Genomic DNA, 10,660 nt, shown 5'->3' with positions numbered 1-10,660 from the left:
AGACAGCGCTGTCTTATCCCGACCTGCGCCTGGGAATAAATCGTCCGCCTGTGGATAACCCCGCGATCCCAAGAAAAAGCAAAAACAACGATGAACCAAGCCCGCGCCGAATCGTCATCTACAGTGAAGCACGGGGTTACATAATTCCAACGTAACGGAGAAACACACTATGAGCACTGATGGTGCCTCAAGCCCAAGCCGCCTGCTGCCCAGGCTGCTAGGCGTCTTGCTGCTGATCATGGGCCTGGCCTTGTTGGCCGGTGGCGTCAAGCTGAGCATGCTCGGCGGGTCGCTGTATTACCTGCTGGCCGGTATCGGCATCGCCTTGACCGGCGTTTTGCTGCTGGCCACCCGCCGAGCTGCGCTGGGCCTGTACGCACTGGTGCTGTTCGCCAGTACCGTGTGGGCACTGTGGGAAGTCGGCCTGGACTGGTGGCAGTTGGTGCCACGTCTGGCCCTGTTGTTCGCCTTGGGCATCGTCATGCTGCTCCCGTGGTTCCGCCGCCCGCTGCTGCGTGGCCAAGCCGCTCCGCTGGGCACTGGCGCGCTGAGCGTAGCCGTAGTGCTGGCGGGTGCTACCGCCTTGGCCAGCCAATTCACCAACCCAGGTGAGATGGTCAAGACCGGCCAACTGGACCGCGACGCCGTACCGGGCATGGCCAGTGCAGCGCCGAGCCAGGCCGACGGTGAGTGGAACTCCTATGGCCGCTCGGCTTTCGGTGACCGTTACTCGCCACTGGCGCAGATCACCCCGGAAAACGCTCACAAGCTGGTACCGGCCTGGACTTACCGTACCGGTGACATCCCTGGCCCAGGCGATCCCGGTGAAACCACCGCGGAAAACACCCCGCTGAAAGTCAACGGCATGCTCTACGTGTGCACGCCGCACAGCCAGGTGATTGCCCTGGACCCGGACACCGGCAAGGAAATCTGGCGCTTCGACCCGAAACTCAGCACCCAAGGTGCGGCGAGCTTCAAAGGCTGGGCGCACATGACCTGCCGTGGCGTGTCGTATCACGATGACGCCGTGTACGCTTCTGAGCAGAGCCCTACCGGCAGCGCCAGCACCGCGCCCGTCAGCGCCGTGTGCCCGAAACGCATTTTCGTACCGACTGCCGACACCCGTCTGATCGCCCTGAACGCCGACACCGGCAAGATGTGCGAAGACTTCGGTGACAAAGGCCAGGTCGACCTGCGTGCCAACATTGGCAGCTTCGCCCCAGGCGGTTACTACTCCACTTCGCCACCGGCCGTGACCAAAAACCTGGTCGTGATCGGCGGTCACGTGACCGACAACGTCTCCACCGACGAGCCAAGCGGCGTGATCCGCGCGTTCGACGTGCACACCGGCAAGCTGGTGTGGAACTGGGACAGCGGCAACCCGGACGACACTACCCCGTTGGCCGAAGGCAAGACCTACACCCGCAACTCGCCGAACATGTGGTCCATGTTCAGCGTCGATGAAAAACTCGGCATGCTGTACCTGCCGATGGGCAACCAGATGCCCGACCAGTATGGCGGCGACCGTACCCCGGCCTCCGAGAAGTACAGCGCCGGCCTGACCGCGCTGGACATCGACACCGGCCACGTGAAGTGGACCTTCCAGTTCACTCACCATGACCTGTGGGACATGGACGTGGGCGGCCAGCCTTCGCTGATCGACATCAAGACCGCTGACGGCGTCAAGCAAGCGGTAATGGCATCGACCAAGCAAGGCAGCATCTACGTGCTGGACCGCAGCAATGGTCAACCGGTCGTGCCGATCAACGAAATCCCTGTACCGCAAGGCGCAGTGGCCGGTGATCACACCTCCCCGACCCAACCGAAGTCCGACCTGAACTTCATGCCACCGCCGCTCAAAGAGCGCGATATGTGGGGCGTGACACCGTTCGACCAACTGATCTGCCGGATCGACTTCAAGTCGATGCGCTATGACGGCCCCTTCACGCCGCCATCGCTGCAAGGCTCGATCGTGTACCCAGGTAACTTCGGCGTGTTCGACTGGGGTGGTATCTCCGTCGATCCGGTCCGCCAGATCGCCTTCGTGAACCCAAGCTACATGGCGTTCAAATCGAAACTGATCCCGGCTGCCGACATCGCCAAGCAAGGCCCTCGCGTGAGCGAAACCGAAGGCGTACAGCCGAACAAAGGCGCGCCCTACGGCGTGATCCTCGAAGCGCTGCTGTCGCCGATGGGCCTGCCGTGCCAAGCGCCGGCCTGGGGTTATGTGGCGGCGGTCGACCTGACCACCCACAAAACCATCTGGATGCACAAGAACGGCACCGTGCGCGACAGCTCACCGGTTCCGGTCCCGCTGACCATGGGCGTACCTAGCCTGGGCGGCACGTTCACCACTGCCGGTGGTGTAGCGTTCCTCAGCGGCACCCTGGACCAGTACCTGCGTGCCTATGACGTGAAAAACGGCAAGCAACTGTGGGAAGGCCGCCTGCCAGCAGGCGCGCAAACCACCCCGATGACCTATACCGGCAAGGACGGCAAGCAATATGTGCTGGTCATGGCCGGCGGTCACGGCTCCCTGGGCACCAAGCAGGGTGACTACGTGATGGCGTTCAAACTGCCGGACTAAGCAATACCGGCGGCAAGACAAAGGCGGCTACCTTTACAGGTAGCCGCCTTTTTTCATGCCCTGCTCTGGACTCAATGTGGGAGGGGGCTTGCCCCCGATTGCAGTGGTTCAGTCAACCTCTGCAGTGACTGACACTCCGTCATCGGGGGCAAGCCCCCTCCCACATTTAACAATGCCAGTCGCTAGACCGACACCCGCTCACGCCGCATCCACATCTCGAAGGCCATGGCATTCAACGGCCGGCTGATCAGGTAGCCCTGGGCGGTGTCGCACTTCCACTGTTTGAGCAATTTCAGGCTGGGCTCGAACTCCACGCCCTCGGCCACCACCTTGAGCCCCAGGTTGTGGCTCATTTCGATAGTCGAACGCACGATCACGCCATCACCCGTGGTGCTGTCGAGATTGCGCACAAACGACTGGTCAATCTTCAACTCCTGCACCGGCAAACGCTGCAATTGCGCCAGGGACGAATAGCCGGTACCAAAGTCATCCACCGAAAGACTGATGCCGCAACCGCGCAGTTGCTCCAGCACGCTGAGGGCCTGCTGCGGGTTGTGCATGATCGCGCTTTCGGTGATCTCAAAGATCAGTTGCTCGGCGGCCACGTCGTATTGCATCAGCAAAGCCGTGACGCGAATGGCCAGGTCGTCATCGGCCAGGTCGGCCACTGAGATATTAACCGACAGCTGGATATGCAAACCCCGTTGCTCCCATTCGGCAATTTGCCGGATCGCTTCTTCGATGACCCATAAGGTCAGGGCGCCCATGCTGCCGGTGCGCTCGGCCAGGGGGATGAATTCGGTGGGCGACACCTGGCCCAGGGTCGGATGTTGCCAGCGCAACAGCGCTTCGGCCTGGCGCACGTGGCCGTGGTTGAGGTCGAGCTTGGGCTGGTAACACAGGAACAATTCACCCTCGATCACCGCGCGGCGCAAGTCGCGGATCAGGGTGATCTGGCGCTGGTGGGCCAAGTCGCGGTCTTGTTGGTAGATTTGCAAATGGCCCGGCGAGGTCGCCGCATCATGCCGGGCGATGGCGGCGCGGCTGATCAACTCTTCCACCAGTTGGCCGTCGGCGGGGTACGCGGCGATACCAATGCTGACCTCATGACGCACTTCATCATGGCCGATACGCTGAGGCTCAGTGAGCAGCCCATATAGCCGGTCGGCACGGGCCACGGCGCGGTCGATCTCGGTGTTTTCCAGCAATAGCAGAAACTCGCTGCCAGCGAGACGTGCGGCGGTGTCGCTCGCGAGCAGGCTCATGGACAGACAGCGGCTGGCTTCGCGTAACATGTCTTCGACACCTTCAGGGCCGAAGCCTTCATTGATCAACCGATAGTTTTCGATGCCGATGTACAGCAACACCACCGGGCGTTGCGCGCTGATAGCACTGCCCAGGCGCTCCATCGCCAGGGCGCGATTGGGCAGGCCGGTAAGCGAGTCATGCAAGGCGTTATGGGCCAGCTGCCGTTCACGCACGGCAATGCCACTTTGCATCGCATTGAAAGCCCGGGCCAGCAAACCAAATTCGTCGTGGCTGCGCACCTGCACCACTGTGCGGTAGTCACCGGCACCGATCCGCTCGGCCGCCACCACCAACGCATTGAGTGGCCGCGACACGCGACGCGCCATCAGCAGCGCTGCCGCCAGCGAAACCAACAGCACGGCCAAGGCAATCCCGAGAAATTGCCGGTCCAGCGGTGCAAAGGATTCCAACGCGTGGTCCAGCGGGCTTTGCAGCAATACACGCACCTGGTCGCCGTCGCCGGTATTGGCCAGTGACAACACCTGGCTGAGCACGCGCTGCCCATAAAACACGCTGAACTGCGCTTCGGGGTTCAACTGCACGTCACGCAGGCTATCGATGATGCTGGCCTGATGTTCGTAGGGCTGAGTGGTGAACAGATCGCCGACTTGACCGTTCTGCACACTGAGAAACGATACCTCCAGGTTGCTCATGGAACGCAGTTCATTGGCGAACTTCGTGTCCATGGGAAAGCCCATGACCACTCGGGCAATGGGCTGCGGATAGAGGACCTCATCCTGCACCAGCAGATAAGGCTGCCCGTCCATGGCCACGATCAACATTTGTTGGCCACTGCGCCGCGCCTGGCGCAATACATCGTCATAGGGAAACAACTGGCCACGGCTGAGTAACGGCAGGGTACTGACCATGACCTGGCCATCCAGGCCCAGCACAAAGACCTCGCTGGAGCTGATACCGGTGCCGTGGCGACGCAACACGGTCAGGATCGGTTCGGTGCCGCCATCGACCACGGCTTGCTTGAAAGGGCCATCGACGGTGAGCCAGTCCAACCCGTATTGCAGTCGACGCCCGCGCAAGTCCAGCAGGCGTTCGAACACTTGGCGACCGGTTTCCAGCTGCACCTCGGCCTGGTTCTCCACGGCGCGAGTGGTAGCAGCCTTGACGGCAAAGTAAGTGGCCGCCACCACCACCAGCAGCAACAGCGCCAGCACCCCTGCAATGCGGGTTTGGAATGTGTGGCGCCACCTCATCGCAGTGCCCTCGGGCAGTGTTCGCCGCTCTCTGCCAATCCGTCCCTTTGTCATACTGATCCCTGACGACTGCTGACCTGGCGTCAAAAAAACATTCATTTTGATTGAATATTCTGTTTTAGCAGATTAGCTGGGACCTGGGATAAGTACACCCAATAAAACCTGGAACTTTAGCGTCATTTTTCTGGCGACAAAGGTGTAGCAGGATCAAGCGCTGCGCGCGCGCATGAAGTCCCCCCAGCGCCGCACGAGGTAGTTATGCTCATCCATTACCGAATTCCATACCGCGATATGCCCCATGCGTTGTTCATAAGAACCGCCATCTCGCACTTCGCCCACATCGATCAGGGGCAAGCCATCACTGCCCGGCAGTTCCTCCCGCGCAGGCTTGCCGGCGTACCAGTAATCCCATTCAGCGCTGCTCAAGTGATCGCGGCTGCGCGCCGGGTTGCCGATGTAGTAACCCTGGCGGGCCATCACCGCTCCGGGCCAGCCTGACAGCCACCAATTGAGGTAGGCATAGGCCGCATCCAACACCGGGCCTTGGGCATGACGCGACAACGACAAGCCGCCAAACCAGGCGCGATAGCCTTCGCGAGGCACCGCCAGGCGGTATTTCACCCCGGCGCGATGCAGGCGCATCAAGGTCGGCGACCATAGGCTCTGGATATCGATACTCGGGCTGAGCATCAATTGCGCGGCCTCTTCATCATCTGACCAAAATGCAGCGAAGTGCCCTTCCTTCTGCTTGCGCACCAAGATATCGGCGAGTACATCGATCTCTTCGATGCTCATGTTGCCGATATCCTTGAACTGCGCCAGGCCCGCGCCCTGCACCGCCAAAGCAGCATCGAGGGCACCGATGGCGGCGTCGCTTTGCAGTGCGGTGCGCGCGCGCCAGGCCGGGTCCAGTAGCCAGCCCCAGCTTTCATTGCCATGACTGAAACCCTCAGGCAAGCGCTCGGGACGGTAGGCGAAGCTGTCGGCGTTATGGGTCAGCGGCAGCATGCTGATGCGTTCAGTCACGGTGCTGCCTAGGCTGCCGTCGTGCTGCACGAACAAGCGCTCACTGGGCACACTGCCGCTGCCCAGGCGATCATGGGTCGACAGACGACCGCGCTTGGGCAGGTCGTTGATCTCATGCCACAGCGCAATACGCCGGGTGTCGATGGGCTGGATCGCCCGCGCCGGCCACACGAAGTCGACGTTGTGGAACCACTGGTCGTACAGGTCGTAGCTGTCAGGCTGCATGACGGCGATACGTTGGGCTTGCTCGACATCATGCACCTGGTACACCAGGCGAATGCCCAGCTCCTGTTCGGCACGCACGCGCAAGCATTCGAGCAGGGTCACCGAAGTGCCCAGAACACGTAAGGTGATCATGCCGCGAACCGCCGTGAAAACACCTCAAAGGAGCGACGCAACAGCGCCGGCTCAAGGCCACGCAGGATAAAAACCAGGCGTGATTGCCGGTCACTGCCAGGCCATGCGGGCAAGTGAACCGGAGCATGCAGGCAATGCTGCACGCCATGAATGACGATGGGGGCCGAGCTTGCATTCACGCTGAGCAGTCCTTTGACACGAAGGATTCGTTCGCCATGGCATCTTAACAGCATCGATAACCACACCCCGAAGCCGATCCAGTCCAACGGTTGGTCGAAGGTCAGGCAACACACCTGCGCCGTACCGTGGGAAGTCGTTGTGGCGTGATGCAGTTGCCAGCGGCTCACTTCAGCAGCAGGTTCGGTGCTGCGTAAACCTTCGCCGAGCAATAATTGATCACCGCTGTGAACCTCATGAGTATCAAGGATCGGCGTACCGGCGTTGAGCGCCCGCAGGTGCGCACGCAATGGCTCGCAGTCGCCCGCCAGGTCCGTCTTGCTCAGCAGCAGCCGATCAGCCGCGGCAACCTGGGCCAGCCACTCCGGGTGCAAGCGCTCTTGCAGTTCGGCGTGGCTGGCGTCAACCAAGGTAATCACCAGACCGATATGAAAACGCCCGCGCAGTTGCACATCGTTGTTCAAGGTGGCGAGGATCGGCGCCGGGTCGGCCAGGCCGGTGGTTTCCAGGATCACTCGCTTGAAGGCCGGGATTTCACCGCGCTCGCGACGTTGCAACAGGCCGAGCAGCGCCTCTTTCAACTCGCCACGAATCGAGCAGCACACGCAGCCGCTGGGCAGCAGCACGGTGTCCGGAGCAACTTCTTCCACCAGCAGATGATCGATGCCGACATCGCCGAACTCGTTGATCAGCAACGCCGTGTCGCCGAGGCTTTCGTCCCGCAGCAGGCGCTTGAGCAAAGTGGTTTTACCACTGCCGAGGAAGCCGGTTATGACGTTGAGGGCGATGCTCATGCTGACTCCAAGTGATCAAGCAAACGTGGATCAAGCGGGTCCAGCGGTCGCCCAAGCATGCTTTCGGCCGCCAACCACAGCTGATCCAGGCCACTCGCCAACGCCTGCTTGCCGGTGGCGCCGAGCAGCAGATAAGAAGCGCCCTGAAAATCCTCGACCTTGAGTCGGAACACCGCGAGCACCTGATTGATCGCCGCGATCCGACGCAGACGCTCGCGGCGCCTGGGCAGCTCATCGCCCAAGGGGTCGCTCCAGTGCAGGTCTTCGCCGAGCAAGCCACAAAGTCCGCACATGACTACACCCCGCTCATGGCATGACATCGCCGGAGTTCGGGCCCAGGGTCTGGCCGACGAACAGGTTGCCACCTGGCTCGCTGGCGAGCAGCACGGCGGTAGGCGCCACTTCATCAGCCAGGCCGAAGCGCCCCAGAGGCAATTCGGCCGCCTTGGCGCGTTTCCAGTCCTCGCTGATACCACCCACCAATGGCGTCTCGATCGGCCCTGGGGCAATGGCATTGACCAGCACATTATCCTTGGCCACTTCCAGCGCCAAGGACTTGGTAAAGCCGATGACCCCAGCCTTGGCCGCCGCGTAATGGGTCAGTTCGGCACCGCCCTTGATGCCCAGTTGCGAGGCCACATTGATGATCCGTCCCCAGCGCTGCGCGAGCATATGGGGCAAGGCACGCTGGCTGGCGACGAATACACTGGTGAGGTCGATGCGCAGCATGTCGTTCCACATCTCGATGGACAGGTCGACGCAGCGTGCCTGGGTGAGCATGCCGGCGTTGTTGACCAGGATATCGATGCCACCGAAGTGCTCCACACAGCGGTCGACACTGGCCTGGGCGCCTTCGACGCTGCCGACATCGGTCAGGCATTCGACGACCTCGGCGCCGAGGTCACGGCAACTGATCGCGGTTTCGGCGAGGTTCGCCGCATTGCGGTCAGCCAACAACAAACGCGCACCTTCGCTGGCGTAGGCACGAGCAATGGCGGCACCGATGCCGCTGCCGGCGCCGGTGATCACGGCGCGGCGGTTGGTCAGTTGGTTCATACAAAACCTCCAAGAACAAACACAGATCCAATGTGGGAGGGGGCTTGCCCCCGATAGCGGTGTATCAGTCACAGTTGCTTTGTCTGAACCACTGCCATCGGGGGCAAGCCCCCTACCACATTTGGATTCAGTACACCCCTTAGTCAGGCCAGCGTACGGTCAGGCCACCGTCGATGACGATGCTCTGGCCGGTCAGGTAGCTGGAGGCATCACTGGTCAAAAACTGTACCAGCGACGCCACTTCATCCGCCCGTCCTACCCGACCCAATGGAATCGCGCGCGCCGCTTTGGCCAAGCCTTCCGGCCCCAGCGAGTTCTTCGCATCGAGAGACTGCGGCGTCTCGATCAACCCAGGAATCACCGCGTTGCAACGGATTCCCTTGGGCGCCAATTCCACCGCCAGCGACCGGCACAACCCCGGTACGCCAGCCTTCGCTGCGGCATAGTGACTGTGCTCCTGCCAGCCATACACACCACCGGCAATCGATGAAATCGCCACCAGCGCGCCGCCCTCGCCCATGTATCGAGCCGCCGCGCGGAAGGTGCGCATCACTCCCGTGAGGTCGACATTGAGCATCTCGTTCCACAGCTCATCGGTCATCTCCAGAAGCGGTGCGCGGCGTAGCAGGCCGGCATTGGCCACGGCGTAATCCAGGCGCCCGAAATGCTCCACGGCCTGGGCCGCCAGTGCGTCCACCGAAGCCGTGTCACCCACGTCGAGCGGCAACATCAGGCACTTACCGCCCGCCTCTTCCACCAGAGAAATCGTGGTCTGCGGATCATGGGGGTCGGCCGGGTAGTACCCACCGACCACCGCCACGCCGCTGCGTGCATAGGCCACGGCAAGGGCTTGACCGATACCGCTGGCGGCACCGGTAATCAAGGCAACTTTATGACTCATCGAACACTCCTTACTGGACAGTTTCCGGGCGCACATGACGCGCGGCAAACATCAGGGCTCCGGACAAGAAGCAGGGCAATGCGCCGAACCACAGCGCGGCGGTTTGCCAGTCACTGCCGGCGGACAACACCTGGGTCGCGCCAAAGCCTGCGACCACGGCACCAATCGGCCCCATGGCATGGATGATCGCGCCACCTGTCGCGCGGATGCTGGTGGGGAAACTTTCACTGATGAAAAACAGCGCCGCCGAGTACGGCCCGATCAGGAAGAACAGGCCCAGGCTGTACAACCCGACCACCATCGGCATGTTGCTCGGGCCAAACAGCATCCCGGCAAACGACAACCCACCGAGCATCCAGCCCAGGCCGATCACGTTGCGGCGGCCAATCTTGTCGCCCATCCAGCCGTGGCTGAGGTAACCGCAGTAACCCACCAGGTTGGACAGCACCAGGATGATCAGCGAGTTTTCGAACGAGATGTGATGCACGCTGACGATCACCGAAGTGCCGAGCACGCTGAACACCTGGATTGCCGCCCAGTTGAGCAACAGCGCGGCGCCGATCACCAAGGTGGCGCGACGGGCCGGGCCACGGAACGCAGCTTTGAGACCGGCCTTACTGTGTTCGTCGTAGTCCACGCCGTAGGTCACGGCGACGTTTTGTGCTTCTTTCACCGCGCCGTTTTTTCGCAGTTCGCTGATGCGTTGGTGGATTTGGAACTGCGGGCTTTCCTTGAGCTTGCGCGCCATGATCGCGATCACGATGGCCGGGATCGCAGCGAAAATGAAGCAGCCCTGCCAGCCGATGATCGGCAGCAACAACGCGGTCAACCCGGCGGCGATCAACGCACCGACCGGCCAACCGCCCTGCACCAGGCTGTAGATGAAGCCACGACGCTTGGTCAGACGCGGATCTTGCGAAGCGCCATACAGCTCGCTCAAATACGTGGCGTTGACGGTTTCCTCGGCATAGCCCAGACCACCCAACGAACGGATCAGGATCAGCGGCGACTTACCCCACGCCCCACCAATCGCCGTCAGCGCCGAACACAACGCGGAACCTGCGACGGTAAAGATAATGCCTTTGCGCCGCCCCAACTTATCGACCACGGGCCCAATGGCAAAGGCGACCACCGCCGTGCCCACCGCCACCCATGTCGCGATCTCGGCTTGCTCCACTTCACCCCAGCCAAAATGCCGGCCGATCTCCGGCAGCAACGTGCCGAACAGGATGAAGTCATACAC

At 61.8% G+C, this 10,660-nt stretch carries 8 protein-coding genes; 1 reads left to right on the top strand and 7 read right to left on the bottom strand.

Features of this window, described 5'->3' with window-relative positions; all coding sequences use genetic code 11:
* Nucleotides 1-169: 169 nt before the first annotated feature.
* Nucleotides 170-2,587, top strand: a complete 2,418-nt coding sequence (locus ACRESD_RS09435; RefSeq protein WP_431750671.1) for a glucose/quinate/shikimate family membrane-bound PQQ-dependent dehydrogenase — start codon at nucleotides 170-172, stop codon at nucleotides 2,585-2,587.
* Between the two features lie 182 nt (nucleotides 2,588-2,769).
* Here the strand turns inward: ACRESD_RS09435 and ACRESD_RS09430 are convergent, their stop codons facing one another.
* From ACRESD_RS09430 to ACRESD_RS09400, 7 genes are all read right to left on the bottom strand, one after another.
* The gene (locus tag ACRESD_RS09430; RefSeq protein WP_431750670.1) at nucleotides 2,770-5,106 is read right to left on the bottom strand and encodes a putative bifunctional diguanylate cyclase/phosphodiesterase; all 2,337 of its coding nucleotides are present in this window, start codon (nucleotides 5,104-5,106) and stop codon (nucleotides 2,770-2,772) included.
* A 207-nt stretch (nucleotides 5,107-5,313) separates the two neighbouring features.
* Nucleotides 5,314-6,489: an ABC transporter substrate-binding protein gene (locus tag ACRESD_RS09425; protein WP_431750669.1), complete on the bottom strand. Its 1,176-nt coding sequence runs from the start codon at nucleotides 6,487-6,489 to the stop codon at nucleotides 5,314-5,316.
* A complete protein-coding gene (locus ACRESD_RS09420; RefSeq protein ID WP_431750668.1) occupies nucleotides 6,486-7,460 on the bottom strand; it encodes a CobW family GTP-binding protein in 975 nt (324 codons plus the stop codon). Before ACRESD_RS09420 ends, ACRESD_RS09425 begins: the two co-directional genes overlap by 4 nt.
* On the bottom strand, nucleotides 7,457-7,753 hold the full coding sequence (locus ACRESD_RS09415) for a hypothetical protein (RefSeq protein ID WP_431750667.1): 297 nt from the start codon (nucleotides 7,751-7,753) through the stop codon (nucleotides 7,457-7,459). Before ACRESD_RS09415 ends, ACRESD_RS09420 begins: the two co-directional genes overlap by 4 nt.
* Before the next feature lie 13 nt (nucleotides 7,754-7,766).
* A complete protein-coding gene (locus tag ACRESD_RS09410) occupies nucleotides 7,767-8,516 on the bottom strand; it encodes an SDR family NAD(P)-dependent oxidoreductase (protein WP_431750666.1) in 750 nt (249 codons plus the stop codon).
* 139 nt (nucleotides 8,517-8,655) lie between these two features.
* Nucleotides 8,656-9,417 carry an SDR family NAD(P)-dependent oxidoreductase gene (locus ACRESD_RS09405; protein ID WP_431750665.1) on the bottom strand — a complete coding sequence of 254 codons (762 nt, stop codon included), beginning with the start codon at nucleotides 9,415-9,417 and terminating at the stop codon, nucleotides 8,656-8,658.
* 10 nt (nucleotides 9,418-9,427) lie between these two features.
* On the bottom strand, nucleotides 9,428-10,660 hold a 1,233-nt coding region (locus ACRESD_RS09400; protein WP_431750664.1), incomplete at its 5' end, for an MFS transporter.

The organism is Pseudomonas sp. (assembly GCF_050739995.1).
In the GTDB taxonomy this organism is placed as follows: Bacteria; Pseudomonadota; Gammaproteobacteria; order Pseudomonadales; family Pseudomonadaceae; genus Aquipseudomonas.
This window is presented reverse-complemented; position numbering and strand designations above follow the sequence as displayed.